Genomic DNA, 18801 nt, shown 5'->3' with positions numbered 1-18801 from the left:
GACGGGTGGCTGGCAGGGCGAATTTCAGCGCACGATTGGGCTGAGAGGGCTAACCTGAAGGATAATGATTTGACGCAACATGGCGATAATCAGGCCCCATGATAATAATGCAGGTTCTTTAGAGGGATGACAGATGGATCAATTACTTGAGCGTTTTCTCAGTTATGTGGCAGTAGAAACCCAGGCAAAACCTCAGGCGCGGCAGGTGCCGAGCAGCGAAGGGCAGTGGACGCTGGCGCGTCAGTTACAGGAAGAGCTTATTGCGCTGGGTTTTGTGGACGTCACCTTAAGCGATCATTGCTGTGTGATGGGCACTCTGCCGGCAAACGTCGACTGGCCGACGCCGGTGATCGGTTTTATTTCCCACATGGATACCTCGCCGGATTTCACCGCGAAAAATGTCAATCCGCAGATCATTGAAAACTATCGTGGCGGTGACATCGCGCTGGGCAACGGAGATGAAGTGCTCTCGCCGGTGATGTTCCCGGTGCTGCACAAGCTGACCGGGCATACGCTGATCACCACCGACGGTAAAACGCTGCTGGGCGCTGATGATAAAGCCGGTATCGCTGAGATCATGACGGCGATGGCCGAGCTGGCCAAAGGGGATGTGCCGCACGGCGCCATTCGCGTGGCCTTTACCCCGGATGAAGAGATCGGTCGCGGCACGTCGCACTTCGACGTTGAGGGGTTTGCGGCTGACTGGGCTTATACCGTTGACGGCAGCGATCTCGGCGAGTTTGAGTTCGAAAACTTTAATGCCGCGACGGCGCTGGTCAAAATCACCGGTAACAACGTGCATCCCGGCAGTGCGAAAAACGTGATGGTGAACGCGCTGGACCTGGCAATGCGTTTCCACGCCGAGCTGCCGGCCAAAGAGAAGCCGCAGTTTACCGACGGCTATGAAGGCTTTTTCCACCTGCACACTATTAAGGGATCGGTTGAGCACGCCGAGCTGATGTACCTGATTCGCGATTTTGATGCCGACAGCTACGAACAGCGTAAGCAGCTGCTGCAGGAGATTGGTCGCCGCGTCAGTAAAGGTCTGCAGGCTGAGTGCTCCATCAAGGTGGAGATCAGCGACAGCTATCGCAATATGCGGGAGAAGGTGGAACCGCATCCGCACATCATTGAGCTGGCGCTGCAGGCGATGCGCGACTGCGGTATCGAACCGAACGTGAAGCCCATTCGCGGCGGCACCGACGGATCGGCGCTCTCATGGAAAGGACTGCCATGTCCGAATCTGTTTACCGGCGGCTACAATTACCACGGTAAACATGAGTTTGCGTCGCTGAATGTGATGGCGAAGTCGGTTGAGGTGATCGTGCGTCTGGCCGCGCTCGCGGCGGAGAAGAAGTAAGGGCGGAGCGGGGCTTGCCCTCACCCTAACCCTCTCCCGCCTGCGGGAGAGGGGACCGATCGAGCGAGAATCAGGCTCTTCATTTGCCCATGCCGTCGCCGGCGCTTTACTGCAATCGTCGCGCGGTTTTCTCCCTCTCCCGCGGGCGGGAGAGGGCCGGGGTGAGGGAAACGGGCGCAGAGGACCTGATCAACTCAATCAGCAAAAAACCAGTACCCGCTGTTCACCAGTGCCGCCAGCTGAGCCAGCAGCGAAGGATCGTCCAGCGCATCGCCGAAATCTTCCAGCGTCAATACGTGTTTGTGTGCCAGCGCAGCCAGAACCGACGGATGCGCGCACTCGACGCGTTCACCGTTGACGTACACCGCGTCGCCCAGCGTCAGCACGCGCAGGCCGCCGAGGCGCGTCAGCGCATCACCCTGCTGCAGCGCGTCATAAATCTCATCCGGCTGATACGGCGGTTCCGGCGGTGCCACATCAAGCTCGTGACGCGACTGGGAAATAAATTCGCCAAACCACTGGTTGAACTGCTCCGGCTGATTAATCACATCCAGCATCACCTTGCGGATCCCTTCCACTTCCGACGGCAGAATCTGCGAAGGACAATCGCGCGCCGGCACATCCGGATCGCTAAAGCGGTAGCTGCCCAGTTCATGCGCCAGCATGTAGTCCGCAAAGCCGCTGATTAGCTCGCGTCCGTTAGGTGCGCGGAAGCCGACTGAATAGTTGAGCGCGTTCTCCAGCGAATAGCCTTCATGCGGGAAACCCGGTGGAATATACAGAATGTCGCCTGGTTCCAGCTCTTCATCGATGATGGCGTCGAACGGTTCAACCTGCAGCAGATCCGGATGTGGGCAGTGCTGTTTCATCGGCACTTTTTCGCCTACGCGCCAGCGACGGCGGCCAGTGCCCTGAATAATAAACACGTCGTATTGATCAAAGTGCGGGCCTACGCCGCCGCCCGGCACTGCGAACGAGATCATCAGGTCGTCGATACGCCAGTCGGGCAGAAAGCGGAACGGGCGCATCAGCGCAGCAGAAGGTTCATGCCAGTGGTTCACCGCCTGTACCAGCAGCGACCAGTTGCTTTCACCCAGGTGATCGTAGCTTTCAAACGGACCATGGCTGACCTGCCACTTGCCGTTGTTGTGGCTGACGAGGCGGCTGTCCACCTCGTTTTCCATTGCCAGACCGGCCAGCTCATCCGGAGAAATCGGATCAATGAAGTTTTTGAAACCCCGTTTCAGCACCACCGGGCGTTTTTGCCAGTAGCGCTGAATAAAGTCGGGCCAGTTGATGTCGAGCTGATAGTCCATGCGAGGATTCCGGTTAGGGCCATAATTGCTGCCAAGTATAACAGCCCGCGCCCGGTTCTACTCGCGGTGATGTTCAACTTCCTGCCGCTGAAAAATCACCTCCATGCGTGCGCCGCCGAGTGGGCTGGTCGTGGCGATTACCTGACCGGCATACTGCTCGAGAATATCACGCACTACCGCCAGTCCCAGTCCCTGACCGGGACGCAGCGTATCGGCACGCTGGCCGCGCACAAAGATCAGATCGCGCTTGCTTTCGGGAATGCCGGGGCCGTCGTCGTCAATGAACAGATGCAGCGCGTTTTCCGTCTGGCGCGCGCTGACCTCAATAAATTCGAGGCAGTATTTGCAGGCGTTATCCAGCACGTTGCCCAACACTTCCATAAAGTCATTTTGATCGCCGATAAAGGTCAGCTCCGGTGAAATATCCAGCGTGATCTCAACGCCCTTGCGCTGATACACCTTATTGAGCGCGGAACACAGGCTATCCAGCAGGGCCGAGACAGAGTGCAGATCGCGCTGTAGCGGGTTGTGATCCGCCTGCATACTGGCGCGATGCAGGTAGTAGCCAATCTGCTGCGAGATGCGGCTGATCTGCTCGAGCATGACCGGCTCAGCCTGTTCGATGGTCAGCTCTTTGCCACCGCGCAGCGAGCGCAGCGTGCTTTGCAGCACCGCCAGCGGCGTTTTCAGGCTGTGCGTCAAATCCGACAGCGTGGTGCGATAGCGCGTGTAGCGCTGCCGTTCGTTGGTGAGCAACAGATTGAGATTGCGCACCAGGCTGCGCAGCTCCTGCGGCGGGTTGTCATCGAGATTTTCCCGGTGACCGGTTTCCAGCTCGCGCACCTGCGAAGTCAGGTGGCCAATCGGGCGCAGGCTCCAGTGTGCCGCCAGCCACAGCAGCGGAATCACCAGCAGCAGATTGGCTGCCAGCACATAGCTAAACCACGACCACACCACGTCTGAGTGCTGCAGCTCCTGCGGGATCGAGTCCACCACCACAATGGTCAGCGCCGGCAAATTGGTGGTCGCGTCGTAGCGGTTGACCGCCACCGAGTGGGTGAAGGTGTCGTTGCTGTCACTGTCCAGCGCGTGCAGCCGCTGCTGTGCCTGCGGATTGTTACCCATCGCCGCCATACTGGTGCGATTGCTGGTATCGATCTCGTAAAAGTCTGGCTTCATCAGCCAGTCGCGGCGAATGTTTTTGCGGATTTCCGGCACGTCGCGCTGCTGCCACAGCAGCTTACCGCGCTCGTCATAGATGAACACCAGCGTCGGGAAATTGAGCGTCATGCGTTCCGGCTGGGCGATGGTGAGCTTGTTGTCTTTCCACTGCGCGAGGGTAAAGAACAGATTGCTCTCGCCGCGCATCACGCGATAGGTATTTTTATCAAAGCTGACGACGTAGCCAATGACCGCCACCATGCCATACGACAGCGACAAAAACAGCACGATCGCCGCCGTCGCAAGCAGAAAACGCGCGCGTAAAGAGAAAGGGCGCTGACGGCGGAGCAGCTTCATAAATCAGAGATCAAAGCGGTATCCCTGGCCACGCACGGTGTTGATCACTTCGGTCGGGTGCAGCGCGAGAATTTTTTTACGCAGCCGGCCCATCAGTACATCAATGGTGTGGCTTTCGCGCAGTTCCGCATCGGGATACAGCTGCAGCATCAGCGAGTCTTTGCTGACCACTTTACCGGCATTGCGGATCAGCGTTTCAACAATGGTGTACTCAAACGCGGTCAGCTTGACCGGCGCGTCGTTCACCGTAAGCTCGCGGCGCGACAGGTCAACCTGGAACGGCGGCATGGAGATAATTTGCGAGGCGTGTCCGCTGTTGCGACGCATCAGCGCCTGTAAGCGGGCGGCGACCTCTTCAATGTGGAACGGCTTGGTCACGTAGTCATCGGCACCGGCTTCCAGCGCTTCAACTTTCGCCTGCCAGCCTTCGCGCGCGGTCAGCACCAGAATCGGCTGACGAATGGCATCGCCACGCCAGCGGCGAATCAGCGACATGCCGTCTTCGTCGGGCAGGCCGAGATCGACCAGCGCGATATCGGGAATGTGTTCCTGCAGGAAATAGTCGGCTTCTTTGGCGTCTTCGGCGGCATCCACCTGATGACCCATGTCACGTAACTGGACTGCGAGGTGATGGCGCAGCAGGGCATTATCTTCCACAACCAGAACACGCATAGAATTTCCTTACCTTCAACTCAGTGATGATGGCGAAAAGTATACGCTACGCCAGCTAAACCGCAGATTAACACTCTGCTGTGATGCACTGGCAGGGGAACCTCAGCCACCACGTGACGTGCGTGACTGAGGTAACACCAACTTGCCATAGCCTGAGTTTTCAGAGCAAGGAATTACTTCAGGTCATCAACCATCTGAATCGCGCGGCCGAGGTAGTTGGCTGGCGTCATCTGCTTCAGGCGCACTTTCTCTGCTTCCGGCAGCTCCAGGCTGTCGATAAATGCCTGCATACCGGCTGCGTCCACGCGCTTGCCGCGCGTCAGCTCTTTCAGCTTCTCGTACGGCTTTTCAATGCCGTAGCGGCGCATCACGGTCTGGATCGGCTCAGCCAGGACTTCCCAGTTGTGATCCAGCTCATCCAGCAGGCGATCGCGGTTCACTTCCAGCTTGGAGATACCTTTCAGCGTGGCCTGATAGGCGATCAAGGCATAGCCGACGCCGACGCCGAGGTTACGCAGCACGGTAGAATCGGTCAGATCGCGCTGCCAGCGTGATACCGGCAGTTTGCTGGCCAGGTGCTGCATCACCGCATTGGCCAGCCCCAGATTCCCTTCGGAGTTTTCGAAGTCGATAGGGTTAACCTTGTGCGGCATGGTTGAAGAGCCAATTTCGCCAGCAATGGTTTTCTGTTTGAAATGGTTCAGAGCGATGTAACCCCAAATGTCGCGGTCAAAATCAATCAGGATGGTATTGAAGCGCGCGATGCAGTCGAACAGCTCGGCGATGTAGTCATGCGGCTCGATCTGCGTGGTGTACGGGTTCCAGCTAATGCCCAGCGAGGTCACAAACTGCTCGCTCAGCTGATGCCAGTCCACTTCCGGATACGCGGCGATGTGCGCATTGTAGTTGCCCACCGCGCCGTTGATTTTACCCAGCACTTCTATCTTGCTCAGCTGACGCAGCTGGCGTTCCATGCGGTAGGCCACGTTGGCCATCTCTTTGCCCATGGTGGACGGCGTTGCCGGCTGACCGTGGGTGCGCGACAGCAGCGGAATGTCGCGATACTCCTGCGCCAGGCCCTTCACGGCGGTGATGATCTGGTTCCAGAACGGCACGATCACGTCGCGTCGTGCGGTTTCCAGCATCAGCGCGTGTGACAGGTTATTGATATCTTCGGAGGTGCAGGCGAAATGGATAAACTCAGACACCGCGTGCAGCGCCGGCACGTTGGCTACTTTCTCTTTCAGAAAGTACTCGACGGCTTTCACGTCATGGTTGGTGGTGCGCTCAATGGTTTTGATGCGCGCCGCATCTTCTTCGCTGAAACCGGCGACAATCGCATCAAGGAAAGCGTTTGCGTCGGCATCAAATGCAGGAACTTCCTTGATCTCTGCAGTCGCGGCCAGTTTCTGTAACCAGCGAACTTCAACCTCAACGCGGAATTTCAGCAAACCGAACTCGCTGAAAATCGCACGCAGCGGGCTGACTTTATCGCCGTAACGACCATCGACAGGTGAGACGGCGGTCAGAGAGGATAATTCCATCAGTGCAACTCCTGAATCGTTAACAATATAGGGCAGGGCGGCGCTTAATACGCCGGACCCAGCCGGGATAAAAGGGTTTTCGCTTCGCGCAGCAGACGCTGGCGCGCAAACATCAGCTGCAGACGACCGCCGCCGACCTGCTGCCACAGCACCGCCGCGCGGATACCGGCCAGCAGCGCAGCGCGAACTTTGCTCTGCACCTGCGAATTCTGCAGCACCTGCGGTGAGCCGGTCACCTGAATGCGCGGGCCGAGCGGGCTGATCACATCAACGTAAATGCCGGCCATAGCGCTGGTAATGGTGTCTGATTCCAGTTCGTAATGCGCCAGCTGACGATCAAGCTGGCCGATGCGCTGCGCCAGGGTGTTTAGCGCGGTTTTGTTACCGTGCAGTTTACGCTCCAGCACCATCAGGCTCAGGGTATAACGCGTCAAATCGGCGCTGGCACCCTGCCGGCTGCCGCTGTTCAGCACCGCCATCAGCGCTTCCAGCCCGGGGCGCAGGTTGGCTTCATCATTGCCAAACACCGCCAGCGTTGAACCTGGGTTCAAATCCAGCAGGCTGCGCAGCGACACCTGCAGCGCCGCGTTGTTGCAGTGCCCCTGGTGTGCCAGCTGCTGCACCAGATGGGCTGCCTGGCAAACGCCGGCCAGCGCCAGCGTTATCTCATAATAGTTTTTAGCCACGCTTCACTCCTGTAGACGCGTCGGCAGTGCCGACTCAGGCTTCTGTCAGCGGCAGGCGCTGTTCAATAATACCGCCACCAAGGCACACGTCACCGAGGTAAAATACCGCGGACTGACCCGGGGTGACGGCCGCGACCGGCTCATCGAAACGCACTTCAATGCGATCGTCGCCGTGCGGAATGATCTCGCAGGGAATGTCGCTCTGACGATAGCGGGTTTTCACCGTGCAGCGTAGCGCAGCGGTCACTGGCTGGCGATCGACCCAGTGCAGCTGCTGTGCTATCAGCCCCACCGACATCAGGCGCGGATGATCGCCGCCCTGTGCGACAATCAGCGTATTGCGCGCGACATCTTTGTCGACCACATACCATGGATCGTCATTGCTCTCTTTGCGTCCGCCGATGCCCAGCCCTTTACGCTGACCCAGGGTGTGATACATCAGCCCCTGGTGTTCACCGACAACTTCACCGTCAACGGTTTCGATGACGCCCGGCTGGGCCGGCAGGTAACGACCCAGGAAGTCGCGGAATTTACGCTCGCCGATAAAGCAAATACCGGTGGAATCTTTTTTCTTCGCCGTAATCAGATCGAGCTGTTCGGCGATGCGGCGCACCTCAGGCTTCTCCAGTTCGCCGACCGGGAACAGGCTCTGTGCAATCTGCTGGTGGCTGAGCGTGTAAAGGAAATAGCTCTGATCTTTGTTGCCGTCGAGACCGCGCAGCAGCTGGCTGGTGCCATCGACATCGGCACGGCGCACATAGTGGCCGGTGGCAATGTAGTCTGCGCCGAGATCGTCTGCAGCGAATTCGAGAAACGCTTTGAACTTGATCTCTTTGTTACACAGAATATCCGGGTTTGGCGTGCGTCCGGCCTTGTACTCTTCCAGAAAGTGCTCGAACACGTTGTCCCAGTACTCAGCGGCAAAATTGATTTTGTGCAGTTTGATGCCGAGCTTGTCACACACGGCCTGTGCGTCAGCCAGATCGTCAGCGGCGGTGCAATACTCCTCGCCATCGTCTTCCTCCCAGTTCTTCATGAACAGGCCTTCAACCTGATAGCCCTGCTGCTGCAGTAACCAGGCGGAAACGGAAGAATCGACGCCGCCGGACATCCCGACGATCACTTTTTTCTGGCTGTTGTCAGACATGACGCACTCTTGATTACGATAAAAACAGGCGGCGCATTCTATCACGCGGAAGCGTTGTGCGCACCCTCATGAAACGGCCACTGATACGGCGCTATCAGCTGCAGCGGATAGCGGGCCCCCTGCTGCCACAGCCGCACGCTTTCGGCCACCAGCGGCGAACGCAGCGTCTCTGCGCTGAGAATCTGCGCGGGCGAAAGCCACCAGCAGCAGTCAATATCGCTGTCGTGTGGCGTGGTGGTCACGGTGGCGGGCAGATCGAGGCCAAACAGAAAACGCACAAAAGGTGTATGGTCCGGGGCGATCCACTGCTGCACGCCGAGAAAATAGTCGGGCTGCGCGCTGATGCCGGTCTCTTCGTACAGCTCACGTTGCGCGGCTTCCAGCAGCGTTTCATCGGCCTCAAGATGGCCGGCCGGCTGATTCCAGGTAACGCGGCCGTCAACGCGCTCTTCCACCACCAGTAATTTGCCCTGCGCGTGCACCATACAGGCGACGGTTACATGAGGTTTAAACATCGTTCCTCCCAAATAGTTAACCTGACGTTATCGAAATGTATAAACTACGTCCGGTCGCTGATGTCGCGCCATTCGCCCGGTGCCAAATCCTGCAGCTGGTAATCACCCATGGCAAAACGGATCAGGCGTAACGTTGGAAAGCCAATGTGCGCCGTCATCCTTCGGACCTGGCGATTGCGCCCTTCATACAGCGTGATTTTCAGCCAGCAGGTGGGGATAGCTTTGCGCTCGCGAATCGGCGGGGTGCGCGGCCACAGCCACGCGGGTTCAGGCACCACTTCTGCGCCCGCCGGCAACGCTGGACCATCGTTGAGGGTGATGCCACTGCGCAGGCGGGATAAATCTGATTCCTGCGGCACGCCTTCCACCTGAACGTAATAGATTTTGCCGGTGCGCTTGCCCGGCTGCGTCAGCTGCGCCTGCAATGCGCCATCGTTGGTCAGAATCATCAACCCTTCGCTGTCGCGGTCGAGACGGCCTGCGGCATACACCTCGCTCACCGGCACAAAATCTTTCAGCGTGCGGCGGCCAGCCTCATCGCTGAACTGCGGCAGAACATCGAAAGGTTTGTTAAAGAGTATGACGCGACGCGGACCTTTTGGCCGCGTGTCACGCCGCGCGGGCTGGCGCGCCGGGGCAGCAGGGCGCTTATGCTGGTGAATTCGTTGAGAAGTTTTTCGCATGGGCTTTGCAGTTGGTAACAATCGGCGCATTATAGCGCGAAACTGCGGTGATTGGCGTGGCGGAAATATTCAAGTAGTATTGACGCGCATCTTACAAATCATTAACAAAAAATCGCTCGAAGGAGAGGTTAATGGAAAGCAAAGTAGTTGTTCCGGCGGAAGGTCAAAAAATCACCCTGGATCAGGGCAAACTGAATGTCCCGAATAACCCGATCATCCCCTACATTGAAGGTGACGGTATTGGGGTTGACGTTTCCCCGGTGATGCTGAAAGTGGTTGATGCCGCTGTGAAGAAAGCCTACAACGGCGAGCGAAAAATTTCCTGGATGGAAATTTACACCGGCGAAAAATCCGTCGAACTCTATGGCCAGGATGTCTGGCTGCCGCAGGAAACCCTCGATTTAATCAAAGAGTACCGCGTGGCCATTAAAGGCCCACTGACTACCCCGGTAGGTGGCGGTATTCGTTCCCTGAACGTGGCACTGCGCCAGGAACTGGATCTGTACGTGTGTCTGCGTCCGGTACGTTACTACAAAGGCACGCCAAGCCCGGTTAAACGTCCTGAAGATACCGACATGGTGATCTTCCGCGAAAACTCCGAAGATATCTATGCCGGTATCGAGTGGAAAGCCGGTACGCCGGAAGCGGACAAAGTGATCAAATTCCTGCGTGAAGAGATGGGCGTGAAGAAAATTCGCTTCCCGCAGCAGTGTGGTATTGGCGTGAAGCCATGTTCAGAAGAGGGCACGAAACGTTTGGTGCGTGCCGCGGTTGAATACACCATCACCAATGACCGTGATTCCCTGACGCTGGTGCACAAAGGCAACATCATGAAGTTCACCGAAGGCTCTTTCAAAGACTGGGGCTACCAGCTGGTGAAAGAAGAGTTCGGCGGCGAGCTGATCGATGGCGGTCCGTGGATGAAGTTCAAAAATCCGAACACCGGTAAAGAGATCATCGTTAAAGATGTGATCGCCGACGCCTTCCTGCAGCAGATCCTGCTGCGTCCAGCCGAGTATGACGTTATCGCCTGTATGAACCTGAACGGTGACTACATTTCTGATGCCCTGGCGGCACAGGTAGGCGGCATTGGTATCGCACCGGGCGCCAACATCGGTGACGAGTGCGCACTGTTCGAAGCTACCCACGGTACGGCACCGAAGTATGCGGGCCAGGATAAAGTGAACCCAGGTTCCGTGATCCTGTCTGCAGAAATGATGCTGCGTCACCTGGAGTGGTTCGAGGCGGCTGACCTGATCGTTAAAGGCATGGAAGGCGCAATCGCTGCCAAAACCGTGACCTACGACTTTGAGCGTCTGATGGACGGCGCTAAGCTGCTGAAATGTTCAGAGTTTGGTGACGCGATCATCGCGAACATGTAATTTGCCCTGAGCAAATGCAACATGAAAGGGAGTCGCAGGGCTCCCTTTTTTTATGCTGGCAGCGGGAAGGACTTCATGTCACCGCCGGTTTGCCATGCATGACGACCGTGCGCTGCGTGGCTTTATTCCGCCGGAGGCTGTAACTGACCGATCTGGCTATCACGCGCCTGCGATAAACGCCAGAAATCATTGCCGGCCGGATGCTGGTAAATCCGCAGCGAAAACTGACCGACAATGGCGTAGATGAATTCAAATATCGCCGACTGGGAATTCTCGTAATCAACCCACAGTACCGAGGAGGTAAAGCAATAAACCTCTACCGGCAATCCCTCGGGAGAGGGTTTCATCGCGCGCACCACGATATACATATCTTTTTTAATATCGTCGCGCTGCGCCAGCCAGGCGGTGAGATAGTGACGGAACACCGTGAGATTGGTAATGCCGTTTTCCGCAAACCAACGGTCACCGACCACGCTGCTATCGCGGCCATCCATCAGGATTGAAAGCTGCTCACTGACGCCGCGAATCTGGCTCATCTGCTGCACCATTTGCTGATCGAGAAAGCGAATCGAGGTCTGGTCGAGATGAAAGCTGCGCATGATACGCCGCGCACCGGAGGAGAACATCGCCTGCCAGTTGGTGTAGGTTTCAGTCAGGAAATTTTTGGTCGGGATCCGCGACAGCGTATTGTCCCAGTTGCGGATGGTAATGGTATGCAGAGCGATATCAATCACTTCACCGCTGATGCCGTTATCCGGCATTTCAATCCAGTCGCCAAGCTGCAGCACATCGTTCGATGACACCTGAATATTGGCCACCAGCGACAGCAGGGTGTGCTGAAACACTAACATCAATACCGCCGCGACCGCACCCAGACTGGAGATGATGATCACCGGCGATTTGTTCGACATGATAGCCAGAATCATGATGGCGGAAATGATGTGCACCAGGATCTTACCGATCTGGATATAGCCTTTTATCGAGTGGTTCTTACGCTTCGACTTACGCGAATAGGAGTTATTAACGATCTCCAGCACTTCGTTAAAGAACAGCGACAGATAAACAAAAAACAGAATGCCGCAGATGGTTTTCACCGCGATCAGCAGATGCTCGGGCAGGTCCGGCATAAACTGCAGCAGGTAATAGACGGTGATTACCGGAATAAAATTCGACAGCTTTTCTGAGAGCCGGACGTCTTTATCCAGCGGCACCTGGTTTTTATGCGTGCTAAAGAACACACGGCGCACCACTTTTACCACGAAGAACTTGCAGATCAAATGGGTGACCATGCCGGCAACCAGTAACAGCAGCAGGCTGAAGGTGGCGGAGAGCACCGTATTGCCTTCAATAAACGTTTGTATGTCGCGTAAGTAATTCATTTTAACCACATGCCGGCCGGTTGAGGCGGGAATTCAAACATAAAGCGGCCACGGACGATAAGCGACGCGTGCGCATTAGTGTTGCTACGAGACCAGCGCTTTGCGCGCCGCCTCGGCAAGAAAATGGCTGCGGCTGCTATAGCGCGCGTTATTACTGACCATCTTATCGATCTTCTCAATCAGAAGATGCGGCATAGTGATATTGATGCGCTCGGATTTGCCCAAATAGCGGGTGACATCAATATCAACGTAGATCCACACGCCGGGCTGGCTAAATTCCTGCTGCCAGTGCTGCGCCGGCTCCGGAATCAACAAGCCTTTCTCCGCCATAAGTTCAAATTGGGCATGTAGCGCAGATTGCGCATCCTGCAGCGTTTGCTCGGGCGTATCACCGGCAAAATAACAGCCGGTGACATCCGGAAAATAACCACTGGCCGAGCCGTCAGCGTCAATCTCTACCAAAGCGGGAAACAGCATCATGTCACCTCTGAGTAAGTGGTACAAAACCAGCATGGATCAATCCAGCCTGGCGTCTTTCAGAATCTGCATCAGCGTGCCTGTCTTCATATCCTTCTGCGGATGCGGCACGGTGATCAGATGAGCAAAATCCGGGTGCGAAAACTGATGATGACTGCCACGTATGCGCTCCAGCTTCCAGCCATTCTTTTGCAGCAGTTTAATCAGCGTCGCGCTCTTCATCGGACTTCCTGCAGGTGAAACTATACACATAATACACACTGATGCAAGGCGGTCTCTGCCATCACATCGGCGGGTCATGGCCAAACTAACCGGGACGGCCATGACAGGCACCCGTTGATGCTGTGTTCTGCGCGCTGTTTTCCACGGTTTTTTTCCGCTGCGATAGTGGTTTGCGTAAAACTTTGAAACAGTTAACATCCCGGCACCGGCGCGCGTGCCATTTGCTGGCTGAACCGCTATCTTCAGCCTTCATCAATCCGGAGGTGCTATGCAAGGTGTGATCAAGTTTGTAAAAGGCTGGCTGATTTTTTCCCTGCTGTGGGGCATTTTCATGTGGTTTGTATCCTGGCAGGCACAGGGCAAAACGCCGGGCATGATGATTGTCATGAGCCTGTATGCTGGTTTGATTTATCAGGCATTAATGACCATGGTGGCGCGTTACAAAGCGCGGCGCGCACAGGCCTGATTATTCACAACTGCCGACATAGCTTTGCGTCGTGCTGACGCTAATTTGCATGACATCCGGCAAGCTGAGCGCTCACTAATCAGCGTGTAAGGCGGGCAGGATGGGAAGAACGTTACTGACGGGATGGTTTTTATTGCTGCTATCACTGGCGGCCAGTGCACAATTACCGGTGGGTCCTGTGGTGATAGCGGGGCAGCATGGGCGCCACCTTGCCGGGCACAGCAGTACGGCTGATGTCGCCGAGACGCCGGATGAACATATTCAGGAACGACGGGACGGCGTGCCGCAGCGGCATTGAGTATCGGGGCCGCACGGGCCCCGATCGCCGGGGATTATTTACGGCCCAGCAGGAAACCGACAATCACGCCGATGCTGGCGGCAACGGCCAGTCCGGTCGCCGGGTTGTCGCGTACCGATCTCACCACGCAGTCTGCTGCATCCTGCACTGCATAACTGGCCTGCGCCGGATAGCGTCGCGCGGCACCGCGTGCCTGATGGCGGCGTGAACCGGTGAACTCGCCAAATTTTTCCTGTACGGCACCCGCCGCTTCATTCAATTTTGCTTCCGCTTTATCGGTCATATTGACTCCCTGAGAGTGGTGAATGTCTCTTTCAGCGTAGACAGAGAAGTGCAGACCGGCAACCTGGTGGCTTTTCAGGATGTAACAGTGGTTTGCAGGAATCGGCATTGCTGTCCATACCTGGTAAGGACCACGTTAAGCTGCACCAACCTCACGCAGCGCTCACTGAACGGAGGAGAAATGAAACGCGATATCCTAAATGAAGACGATTACGATGAAGTTTGCCGGGTGATTGGCGATGCGGTGATTGTCCTTTCCGAGTGCGGTCATGAAACCAGACGGGAGGAGATTGCCCGTTTGCTGCAGCGTACGCGCCACGATCGCGCCCACGACGAACGCGATGAACAGCGTATGCTGGAGCACGCGATTCGTCTGGTACGACCGTAGGCGCAGGGCGTCACGCGGACGCCCTCACTGCTGGTCGCGATACGCCGGGTACCAGCTCACCAGGAAGTGGCGCAGATGATCAAAACACCATTCGGCATCGTCCGCCTGCTGGCAGTAATAGCGAATGGTGACCTTCTCATAGCGACGATGGCGCTGCTGCAGCGGCGACCAGCTCCAGTCCAGCACCGCGCGCGCATAGTTGACCAGCGCGTCACGCGGCATGCTGTGCTGCTGCTCCTGGCGGCGCAGATACATCTCAAAGAACTGATCGAGGCTCTGTGTCTCTTCGCTGCTACAGTCCAGCGTGGGGCGGAACGCCACATCGAGAAAGCCGCACACGCCGTCTGCGCGCTGCTGCCAGTCACAAGCCAGCGTCATAAACAGGCCATCCTGCAGATTGACCTCTTCCAGCAGACGACGCAAATTTTCAGAATGTTTACCGGCGGCGATCTCATCAATGCGATTGGTTTCCAGCGTCAGGTCAAAACCGCACGGGTTGACCGAGCCATCCGCGTCTCGGGTGGCCGGAAAGGGGAAATCAATATAACCGTTATTGTCCAGACTCTTTTCCATAATGCAGGTCCGCAGCATGACAAACGCTGACAATAAACTATCTGCGCGCGCCACGCACGGCTTATGGACACGTCCAGGTAATCATGGTGTTACGCGTCGGGTTGATCAGGCGGAACTGCTTGTCGCTCAGCCGCTGTGCATAAAAGCCTTCCGGCGTCACGGCAGAAGGGACATAGCGGAAACGGTCGGTGGAGTGCAGTGCGCCGCTGCTCAGCGTTACGCCATCGCGCGCCACCGAAAACGAATTCACCAAATCGAAAATGCGCCCTTCGGTGTGGCCCAGCGACTGACCATAGAGCGTTGCGACCTCGCCGGGGCAATCGACGCCTTTCGGCGTGGAGCTGCAGCCAGCCAGCAGGATAAGTGTGAGTAGAAAACTGAGTCTTAACATGGTCCTGTTCCTGGTGCATTCCCTGATTTATGCTGGCCTGACGATGCGCGCCACTGATCCGATCATAGCATGTCTGACGCCACTGCCCATTTGCCATTTGTTTAATCGTTAAGCGGTAAGCATGTAAAGGGGTGACTTTGCTAGCAGATAAACGTTATTCTTGCCAGCGTTGCGCACCAGGTAAGCAAAACAAGGGTAAATCCATGAGAGAAGAAGAAGCCAGTTTAATGATTCTTCAGCACGCGATTGATAAGTTAGACGCCGACAAAAAACAGCAGGTGATGAACTGCGTGACGGCGATCCATGAAGTTATGCAGCGTTTCGATCCAGACGATGCCGGACTGGCGCTGATGCTGGTGGCCGCGCAGGTCGCGGCAGAGTAGCTCCATCCCATCCCGGTCTTAACCATTTATTTCACCCACCAGCCAGCGGTGGATCACCCGCACCATATATTGCTGCTGCTCTGCCGTTAACGGCTGATGCGCAGCAATGCCATGCCATTTTGCCAGACAGCCGCGGCAGCAGGTTGCCGTGGCGTGCTGGGCGATAAACACCGGATGGCCGCGCATTGGCGTCTGTTTGCCATCATTCTTTGGTTCGGCTGCGGCCAGTCTTTGCTGGATAAAATCGGCCGCGTGTTGATCGATCACCGCCGGGCCTTTCTCAATACAGTACTGTCGCTCTTTCGCGCCTAAATGGAAGCGGCGGCGAAACGGCGATTGCGCCAGCCGCGCGAATAATGCCTGTTCGTCTCGCATAACATCCTCCTGACGCGATCTTAACGCATTTTACTTAACTCGTTACAAAGATATCCCGATCGCATAAAACCTCACAAAATCAGTGTCGTGGAGGCGTTCTTACTGCCCGCACTGGCTGACCTGCGGTCGCAGATTACCGCACCGGCGACGGTTGTATGTTACTCTCTGGTCAATTAAATTCCTGTAAAATCATGATCTAACCTCAGTGGAGAACACCCATGAAGGCGATAACCCTTGCCGCGTTCCTGATGGCCTGCCAGATTGCCCCCGCGTGGAGCGAAAGCGAATTCCAGATCACCTGCCCGGGCCGCCCTACCATGACGGTATCGCGTGCCGCTTACGGTCTCAGCACGCTGATGTGGCCAACCCGGCATTTCCAGATTGCCGCCGGGCAGCAGCGCACGCATCTGCAGGACGGCGATAAGGTCGCCATTACCCGTTTCCGCAATGGCGATCAGCTGATCGTGAATAAAAACAGCGGCGAAACCTTTTTCGTCTACGCCGACAGCGATAAGCTGTTGCCCTGCAACCGCACGGAAAAACGCGATGCTGATATTCTGTCGCTGGAGCGCTACGACGACCGCCAGCACCCCTCTTCATAATGCCGCCACAAGGAACCGACCATGCAATTAAACGTTACGGATAGCGTCACGCATCAGGATCTGGATGAAATGCGCCTCGGCCTGAACGCCTTCAACAGCCGCTTTATTGACGTCAATGAGATGAAAGCCATCGGTGTGTTCATTAAAGACGGCGCCGGGAAAAAGCTGGCGGGACTGACGGGCTCAACCTATGGCAACTGGTTACGCATTGATATGCTGTGGGTCAGCGATGGGTTACGCGGGCAGGGCGCCGGCAGCCAGCTGATTCAGGCAGCCGAACAGGAAGCCCGCGCACGCGGCTGCCGTTACGCGCAGGTGGATACCGCCAGCTTTCAGGCGCGGCCGTTTTATGAAAAGCTTGGCTATACGCTACGTTTTAGCCTTGATCACTATCCGCGCGAACATCAGCGTCACTATATGAGCAAGACGCTGTAATCACAGCAGTGGCTGCTGGCGCAGGTCCAGCGGCGACTGTTCCGCTTCATCAATCGCGGCCAGCCAGCTCTGTAAATCGACCTTCGCCCAGGAGAGATGCCCGCGCGTGGTGCTCATCAGCACCACATCCGGACGCAGCGAGCGGTACAGCTCCAGCGACTGCTGCAGCTCCGCAGGATTACTGTCCGGCACCAGCACGCTAATCCAGCGATGGTAATCCCGCGTCAGGGTGTCGCCGACAAACAGGTAGGTCTGGCCGAGCGGTGAGTGATACAGGTAGCTGCAGCTGCCCGGCGTGTGGCCCGGCGTGGGCAGCAGGTGAAAGTCGCCAAAGTGCACGTCCTGATGCGTGAAGGTTTCGTCCGGCTCAATCACCAGGCTCACCGGGCCGAGCGAGCGACTGTGGCAATACAGCGCACTATTGAAGCGCTGCTGAATGGCCCGCGCGCCCGGCGCGGCTTCGTGCCAGTGGGTAAAATAGTGGCGAATCACGCCGCCCGCGTCCGCGAGCACTTCATGATCCAGCAGCTGCTCAACGCGGCCAATCAACAGGTTGCCGCGCGGATGGCGCAGCATAAACCCGTGCATCATTAAATCATTAGCCGTCTCTTCGGCGGGAAATTCCGGCGTGGAGATCCACAAGTCTTCGTACAGCGGCTTCAATAGCGGTCTCCTGCGGCAACACGTCAGCGCAACGTCGGATGGCCGGTAAAGGCTAACCGCGCGGCGCCCTGGTCAATCTCAAGCGTGGCGCTGGCGCCGAGCGGCAGCGTCACGGTATCGGCATCATGGCCAAACGGCAGATCGCTGATTACCGCAATCTGGTACTCATCACGCAACCGCTGCCACACCGTGGCGAAATCAAAGCCATTGTCGTAATCGGACAGGGCGGTGCTGGTGAAGCTGCCGGTGACAATGGCTCGCTGGCGCGCCAGAATACCGCTCTGCTGCAGCTGAATCAGCATACGCTCAATGCGGAACGGATGCTCATTCACATCCTCGATCACCAGAATGCCGTCTTCAATCTGCGGCAGCCACGGCGTGCCAATCAGGGAGCAGATCATCGCCAGATTGCCGCCCCACAGCGTGCCCTGCCAGCGGCCGCGATCCGGACTGGCGCTGTGCCACGCCAGATTGACTGTAGGAGATGTTAGCGCCTGCCAAAAGTGGCTGACGGTAAATTCAGATAAAGCCTCCGCGCCAAAATTGCCGGCCAGCATCGGTCCGCTGAAGGTGATCAGCCCGGTTTGCGCCAGCAGCGCCAGCTGAATAGCGGTGAAATCACTGTGGCCGCACAACGCGACAGGCTGATTAAGCAGGCGACGCTGCAGCGCCACATAGTCGAGGTGATCGAGCAGGCGTGAGGCACCATAGCCGCCGCGCACCGCCAGTACGATATCCGGCAGCGACGCCAGCGACGCCAGCGCATTCACATCCTGCAGGCGCTGCGCGTCATCACCGGCAAAACGCTGCCAGCGGCGCGTAATGGCTTCCGGGTTTTGCAGTTGATGGCCCTCCGCCTGCAGGCGCTCCACCGCGCGCCGGGCGGCGTCCTGATTGTGGCAATAACCGGAAGGGGCGATGAGGCGTATTGAACGAGGGGCGAGCATAACTTCCATCCTGCTGTGTGTTGGCCTGCCGATGATGACGAAATGCGTTACCGAAGTCACGGTAGCACAAGGTTTTTTACGTATTTAGGATAAACGG

General features: G+C 57.0%; 25 protein-coding genes. 8 read left to right on the top strand and 17 right to left on the bottom strand.

The features are described 5' to 3' along the window. The first annotated feature begins 133 nt into the window (after positions 1-133). Complete coding sequence (pepT, locus tag F3I21_RS03330; RefSeq protein ID WP_021506380.1) at positions 134-1360, top strand: peptidase T; 1227 nt, start codon at positions 134-136, stop codon at positions 1358-1360. A 194-nt stretch (positions 1361-1554) separates the two neighbouring features. Here the strand turns inward: pepT and F3I21_RS03325 are convergent, their stop codons facing one another. The 8 genes from F3I21_RS03325 to rluE form a co-directional block, all read right to left on the bottom strand. Continuing rightward, positions 1555-2676 carry a cupin domain-containing protein gene (locus tag F3I21_RS03325; RefSeq protein WP_058776487.1) on the bottom strand — a complete coding sequence of 374 codons (1122 nt, stop codon included), beginning with the start codon at positions 2674-2676 and terminating at the stop codon, positions 1555-1557. 57 nt (positions 2677-2733) lie between these two features. After that, on the bottom strand, positions 2734-4194 hold the full coding sequence (phoQ, locus tag F3I21_RS03320) for a two-component system sensor histidine kinase PhoQ (protein WP_021506378.1): 1461 nt from the start codon (positions 4192-4194) through the stop codon (positions 2734-2736). 3 nt (positions 4195-4197) lie between these two features. After that, entirely contained in the window at positions 4198-4866 is a 669-nt protein-coding gene (gene phoP, locus F3I21_RS03315; protein WP_010617222.1) for a two-component system response regulator PhoP, read from the bottom strand. Between the two features lie 173 nt (positions 4867-5039). Then, a complete protein-coding gene (gene purB / locus F3I21_RS03310; RefSeq protein WP_150058307.1) occupies positions 5040-6410 on the bottom strand; it encodes an adenylosuccinate lyase in 1371 nt (456 codons plus the stop codon). 44 nt (positions 6411-6454) lie between these two features. Then, entirely contained in the window at positions 6455-7096 is a 642-nt protein-coding gene (gene hflD / locus F3I21_RS03305) for a high frequency lysogenization protein HflD (RefSeq protein ID WP_021506376.1), read from the bottom strand. Between the two features lie 34 nt (positions 7097-7130). Next, a complete protein-coding gene (gene mnmA, locus F3I21_RS03300) occupies positions 7131-8243 on the bottom strand; it encodes a tRNA 2-thiouridine(34) synthase MnmA (protein WP_058780735.1) in 1113 nt (370 codons plus the stop codon). Between the two features lie 41 nt (positions 8244-8284). Further along, the gene (locus tag F3I21_RS03295; protein ID WP_031279253.1) at positions 8285-8758 is read right to left on the bottom strand and encodes an NUDIX domain-containing protein; all 474 of its coding nucleotides are present in this window, start codon (positions 8756-8758) and stop codon (positions 8285-8287) included. Positions 8759-8802: 44 nt separating this feature from the next. After that, positions 8803-9471 carry a 23S rRNA pseudouridine(2457) synthase RluE gene (gene rluE / locus F3I21_RS03290; protein ID WP_150058306.1) on the bottom strand — a complete coding sequence of 223 codons (669 nt, stop codon included), beginning with the start codon at positions 9469-9471 and terminating at the stop codon, positions 8803-8805. Positions 9472-9572: 101 nt separating this feature from the next. On the opposite strand from rluE, the gene icd reads away from it, so the two are divergent. Then, positions 9573-10823, top strand: coding sequence for an NADP-dependent isocitrate dehydrogenase (gene icd, locus F3I21_RS03285; RefSeq protein ID WP_010617214.1), 1251 nt, complete (start codon positions 9573-9575; stop codon positions 10821-10823). A gap of 122 nt (positions 10824-10945) precedes the next feature. On the opposite strand, the gene F3I21_RS03280 is transcribed toward icd, so the two are convergent. From F3I21_RS03280 to F3I21_RS03270, 3 genes are all read right to left on the bottom strand, one after another. Next, complete coding sequence (locus F3I21_RS03280) at positions 10946-12202, bottom strand: mechanosensitive ion channel family protein (RefSeq protein WP_021506372.1); 1257 nt, start codon at positions 12200-12202, stop codon at positions 10946-10948. Positions 12203-12286: 84 nt separating this feature from the next. Then, on the bottom strand, positions 12287-12679 hold the full coding sequence (locus tag F3I21_RS03275; protein WP_058776512.1) for a type II toxin-antitoxin system HicB family antitoxin: 393 nt from the start codon (positions 12677-12679) through the stop codon (positions 12287-12289). A 39-nt stretch (positions 12680-12718) separates the two neighbouring features. Then, positions 12719-12901, bottom strand: a complete 183-nt coding sequence (locus F3I21_RS03270; RefSeq protein ID WP_058757609.1) for a type II toxin-antitoxin system HicA family toxin — start codon at positions 12899-12901, stop codon at positions 12719-12721. A gap of 268 nt (positions 12902-13169) precedes the next feature. Here F3I21_RS03270 and F3I21_RS03265 point away from each other — a divergent pair, with 268 nt between their 5' ends. After that, a complete protein-coding gene (locus tag F3I21_RS03265; RefSeq protein ID WP_021506369.1) occupies positions 13170-13367 on the top strand; it encodes a DUF6404 family protein in 198 nt (65 codons plus the stop codon). A gap of 100 nt (positions 13368-13467) precedes the next feature. Continuing rightward, positions 13468-13665, top strand: coding sequence for a hypothetical protein (locus F3I21_RS03260; RefSeq protein ID WP_150058304.1), 198 nt, complete (start codon positions 13468-13470; stop codon positions 13663-13665). A 34-nt stretch (positions 13666-13699) separates the two neighbouring features. On the opposite strand, the gene F3I21_RS03255 is transcribed toward F3I21_RS03260, so the two are convergent. Continuing rightward, positions 13700-13948: a DUF883 family protein gene (locus F3I21_RS03255; protein ID WP_021506368.1), complete on the bottom strand. Its 249-nt coding sequence runs from the start codon at positions 13946-13948 to the stop codon at positions 13700-13702. Between the two features lie 180 nt (positions 13949-14128). Between F3I21_RS03255 and F3I21_RS03250 the strand changes: the two genes are divergently transcribed. Further along, positions 14129-14335: a DUF2767 family protein gene (locus F3I21_RS03250; protein WP_021506367.1), complete on the top strand. Its 207-nt coding sequence runs from the start codon at positions 14129-14131 to the stop codon at positions 14333-14335. A 24-nt stretch (positions 14336-14359) separates the two neighbouring features. Here the strand turns inward: F3I21_RS03250 and F3I21_RS03245 are convergent, their stop codons facing one another. Continuing rightward, the gene (locus F3I21_RS03245; protein WP_150058302.1) at positions 14360-14908 is read right to left on the bottom strand and encodes a hypothetical protein; all 549 of its coding nucleotides are present in this window, start codon (positions 14906-14908) and stop codon (positions 14360-14362) included. Between the two features lie 61 nt (positions 14909-14969). Further along, positions 14970-15299: a hypothetical protein gene (locus F3I21_RS03240; RefSeq protein WP_150058300.1), complete on the bottom strand. Its 330-nt coding sequence runs from the start codon at positions 15297-15299 to the stop codon at positions 14970-14972. Positions 15300-15502: 203 nt separating this feature from the next. Here F3I21_RS03240 and F3I21_RS03235 point away from each other — a divergent pair, with 203 nt between their 5' ends. Continuing rightward, on the top strand, positions 15503-15682 hold the full coding sequence (locus tag F3I21_RS03235; RefSeq protein WP_031279245.1) for a hypothetical protein: 180 nt from the start codon (positions 15503-15505) through the stop codon (positions 15680-15682). 18 nt (positions 15683-15700) lie between these two features. Here the strand turns inward: F3I21_RS03235 and F3I21_RS03230 are convergent, their stop codons facing one another. After that, entirely contained in the window at positions 15701-16057 is a 357-nt protein-coding gene (locus tag F3I21_RS03230) for a DUF4186 domain-containing protein (RefSeq protein WP_010617204.1), read from the bottom strand. A gap of 218 nt (positions 16058-16275) precedes the next feature. Between F3I21_RS03230 and F3I21_RS03225 the strand changes: the two genes are divergently transcribed. Both F3I21_RS03225 and F3I21_RS03220 read left to right on the top strand, forming a co-directional pair. Next, the gene (locus F3I21_RS03225; protein ID WP_150058298.1) at positions 16276-16659 is read left to right on the top strand and encodes a hypothetical protein; all 384 of its coding nucleotides are present in this window, start codon (positions 16276-16278) and stop codon (positions 16657-16659) included. Between the two features lie 21 nt (positions 16660-16680). After that, positions 16681-17094 carry a GNAT family N-acetyltransferase gene (locus tag F3I21_RS03220; protein WP_150058296.1) on the top strand — a complete coding sequence of 138 codons (414 nt, stop codon included), beginning with the start codon at positions 16681-16683 and terminating at the stop codon, positions 17092-17094. On the opposite strand, the gene F3I21_RS03215 is transcribed toward F3I21_RS03220, so the two are convergent. Then, positions 17095-17757, bottom strand: a complete 663-nt coding sequence (locus F3I21_RS03215) for an MBL fold metallo-hydrolase (protein WP_021506360.1) — start codon at positions 17755-17757, stop codon at positions 17095-17097. A 23-nt stretch (positions 17758-17780) separates the two neighbouring features. After that, positions 17781-18704: a muramoyltetrapeptide carboxypeptidase gene (gene ldcA, locus F3I21_RS03210; protein WP_058776494.1), complete on the bottom strand. Its 924-nt coding sequence runs from the start codon at positions 18702-18704 to the stop codon at positions 17781-17783. Positions 18705-18801: the final 97 nt, after the last annotated feature.

The organism is Pantoea sp. B_9, from assembly GCF_008632015.1.
Lineage (GTDB): Bacteria > Pseudomonadota > Gammaproteobacteria > Enterobacterales > Enterobacteriaceae > Pantoea > Pantoea dispersa.
The sequence above is the reverse complement of the archived record's forward strand: the minus strand, read 5'-3'. Positions and strand labels throughout refer to the sequence as shown.

Coding starts and splice junctions, on each gene's coding strand:
- pepT (WP_021506380.1), top strand. CDS start 134: ATGGATCAATTACTTGAGCGTTTTCTCAGTTATGTGGCAGTAGAAACC.
- F3I21_RS03325 (WP_058776487.1), bottom strand. CDS start 2,676: ATGGACTATCAGCTCGACATCAACTGGCCCGACTTTATTCAGCGCTAC.
- phoQ (WP_021506378.1), bottom strand. CDS start 4,194: ATGAAGCTGCTCCGCCGTCAGCGCCCTTTCTCTTTACGCGCGCGTTTT.
- phoP (WP_010617222.1), bottom strand. CDS start 4,866: ATGCGTGTTCTGGTTGTGGAAGATAATGCCCTGCTGCGCCATCACCTC.
- purB (WP_150058307.1), bottom strand. CDS start 6,410: ATGGAATTATCCTCTCTGACCGCCGTCTCACCTGTCGATGGTCGTTAC.
- mnmA (WP_058780735.1), bottom strand. CDS start 8,243: ATGTCTGACAACAGCCAGAAAAAAGTGATCGTCGGGATGTCCGGCGGC.
- F3I21_RS03295 (WP_031279253.1), bottom strand. CDS start 8,758: ATGTTTAAACCTCATGTAACCGTCGCCTGTATGGTGCACGCGCAGGGC.
- rluE (WP_150058306.1), bottom strand. CDS start 9,471: ATGCGCCGATTGTTACCAACTGCAAAGCCCATGCGAAAAACTTCTCAA.
- icd (WP_010617214.1), top strand. CDS start 9,573: ATGGAAAGCAAAGTAGTTGTTCCGGCGGAAGGTCAAAAAATCACCCTG.
- F3I21_RS03280 (WP_021506372.1), bottom strand. CDS start 12,202: ATGAATTACTTACGCGACATACAAACGTTTATTGAAGGCAATACGGTG.
- F3I21_RS03275 (WP_058776512.1), bottom strand. CDS start 12,679: ATGCTGTTTCCCGCTTTGGTAGAGATTGACGCTGACGGCTCGGCCAGT.
- F3I21_RS03270 (WP_058757609.1), bottom strand. CDS start 12,901: ATGAAGAGCGCGACGCTGATTAAACTGCTGCAAAAGAATGGCTGGAAG.
- F3I21_RS03265 (WP_021506369.1), top strand. CDS start 13,170: ATGCAAGGTGTGATCAAGTTTGTAAAAGGCTGGCTGATTTTTTCCCTG.
- F3I21_RS03260 (WP_150058304.1), top strand. CDS start 13,468: ATGGGAAGAACGTTACTGACGGGATGGTTTTTATTGCTGCTATCACTG.
- F3I21_RS03255 (WP_021506368.1), bottom strand. CDS start 13,948: ATGACCGATAAAGCGGAAGCAAAATTGAATGAAGCGGCGGGTGCCGTA.
- F3I21_RS03250 (WP_021506367.1), top strand. CDS start 14,129: ATGAAACGCGATATCCTAAATGAAGACGATTACGATGAAGTTTGCCGG.
- F3I21_RS03245 (WP_150058302.1), bottom strand. CDS start 14,908: ATGGAAAAGAGTCTGGACAATAACGGTTATATTGATTTCCCCTTTCCG.
- F3I21_RS03240 (WP_150058300.1), bottom strand. CDS start 15,299: ATGTTAAGACTCAGTTTTCTACTCACACTTATCCTGCTGGCTGGCTGC.
- F3I21_RS03235 (WP_031279245.1), top strand. CDS start 15,503: ATGAGAGAAGAAGAAGCCAGTTTAATGATTCTTCAGCACGCGATTGAT.
- F3I21_RS03230 (WP_010617204.1), bottom strand. CDS start 16,057: ATGCGAGACGAACAGGCATTATTCGCGCGGCTGGCGCAATCGCCGTTT.
- F3I21_RS03225 (WP_150058298.1), top strand. CDS start 16,276: ATGAAGGCGATAACCCTTGCCGCGTTCCTGATGGCCTGCCAGATTGCC.
- F3I21_RS03220 (WP_150058296.1), top strand. CDS start 16,681: ATGCAATTAAACGTTACGGATAGCGTCACGCATCAGGATCTGGATGAA.
- ldcA (WP_058776494.1), bottom strand. CDS start 18,704: ATGCTCGCCCCTCGTTCAATACGCCTCATCGCCCCTTCCGGTTATTGC.